Annotated in this window: 2 protein-coding genes; both read right to left on the bottom strand. The window is 70.0% G+C overall.

Going from position 1 to position 1,543, the window contains the following annotated elements:
* A partial coding sequence (locus ACFFII_RS17470) for an electron transfer flavoprotein subunit alpha/FixB family protein (RefSeq protein ID WP_377700150.1) occupies window positions 1-848 on the bottom strand: 848 nt, incomplete at its 3' end.
* Window positions 848-1,543, bottom strand: a 696-nt coding sequence (locus ACFFII_RS17465; RefSeq protein ID WP_377700149.1) for an electron transfer flavoprotein subunit beta/FixA family protein, incomplete at its 5' end; no start/stop codon positions are given. The genes ACFFII_RS17470 and ACFFII_RS17465, both read right to left, overlap by 1 nt.

The following is a 1,543-nucleotide window of genomic DNA, read 5'->3' as shown; positions in this document are numbered from 1 at the left end:
GCTTCCTCGTCCTTGTTGATGGCGACGATGACCTTGCTGTCCTTCATCCCCGCAAGGTGCTGGATCGCGCCCGAGATGCCGGCCGCGATGTAAAGCTCGGGGGCGACCACCTTGCCGGTCTGGCCCACCTGCCAGTCGTTCGGGGCATAGCCCGAATCGACCGCGGCCCGGCTGGCGCCCACGGCAGCGCCCAGCTTGTCGGCCAGCTTCTCGATCAGCACGAAGTTCTCCTTGGAGCCGATCGCGCGGCCGCCCGACACGACCCGCTTGGCCGAGGTGAGCTCGGGGCGGTCCGAGGCCGCCACGCGGTCCTCGACCCAGGCCGACAGCCCCGGATCGGCGGCGGCCGAGACGGGCTCGACCGGGGCCGGGGCGCCCTCGCCGGCGGCGTCGAAGCTGGCAATGCGGACCGTCAGCACCTTGATCGGGTCCGAGGACTTCACCGTCTGGATCGCGGCCGAGGTGTAGACCCCGCGCTCGAATGTGTCGGCGTCCACCACGCGGCTGACCTCGGGGATCACCATCACGTCCAGAAGGGCTGCCGTGCGCGGCAGGATGTTGCGCGCGTCCGTCGTGCCCGGCGCGGCGATGTGGCTGAACTGCGGGGCCAACTGCACCAGCAGCGCCGCCATCGGCTCGGCCAGGCGGTGGCTGTAGGCGGCATCCTCGGCCACCAGCACCTTTGCCACGCCCGCGATCTTCGCGGCCTCGGCGGCGGCCGCCTGCGCGCCCGCGCCCGCGACCAGCACGCTCACCTCGCCCAGGGGCTTCACCGCCGTCACGGCCTTGGCCGTCGCATCCCGGTTCAGCCCGTTCTCGGCCATCTCGGCCAGCAGCAGCACCGCCATCAGATCACCCCCGCGGCTTTGAGTTTCGACACCAGCTCATCGACCGAGGCCACCTTGACCCCCGCCTTGCGCCCCTCGGGCTCGGCCGTCTTCACGACGGTCAGGCGCGGGCTCACGTCCACGCCGTAGTCACCCGCCGTCTTCTCGACGAGCTCCTTCTTCTTGGCCTTCATGATGTTGGGCAGGCTCGCGTAGCGCGGCTCGTTCAGGCGCAGGTCGGCGGTCACGATCGCGGGCAGCGTGACCTCGATCACCTGCAGCCCGCCGTCGATCTCGCGCGTCACGCTGGCCTTGTCGCCGGCGACCTCGATCGCGCCGGCCTGCGTCGCCTGCGCCCAGCCCAGAAGCGCGGCCAGCATCTGCCCGGTGGCGTTCATGTCGTTGTCGATCGCCTGCTTGCCCATCAAGACCAGCCCCGGCTGCTCCTCGGCCACGATGGCCTTGAGGATCTTGGCCACGGCCAGGGGTTCGATGTCCTGGTGCACGTCGTCGGCCGCCACCACGAGGATGCCGCGGTCGGCCCCCATCGCCAGCGCCGTGCGGATCGTCTCGGCCGCCTGCTTCACGCCCACCGACACCACCACGATCTCGGTGGCAACACCCTTTTCCTTCAGCCGGATCGCTTCCTCGACCGCGATCTCGTCAAAAGGGTTCATCGACATCTTCACGTTCGACAGGTCCACCCCCGACCCGTC

Origin of the sequence: Paracoccus niistensis, from assembly GCF_042432925.1 — a bacterium.
Taxonomy (GTDB): Bacteria; Pseudomonadota; Alphaproteobacteria; order Rhodobacterales; family Rhodobacteraceae; genus Paracoccus; species Paracoccus niistensis.
This window is presented reverse-complemented; position numbering and strand designations above follow the sequence as displayed.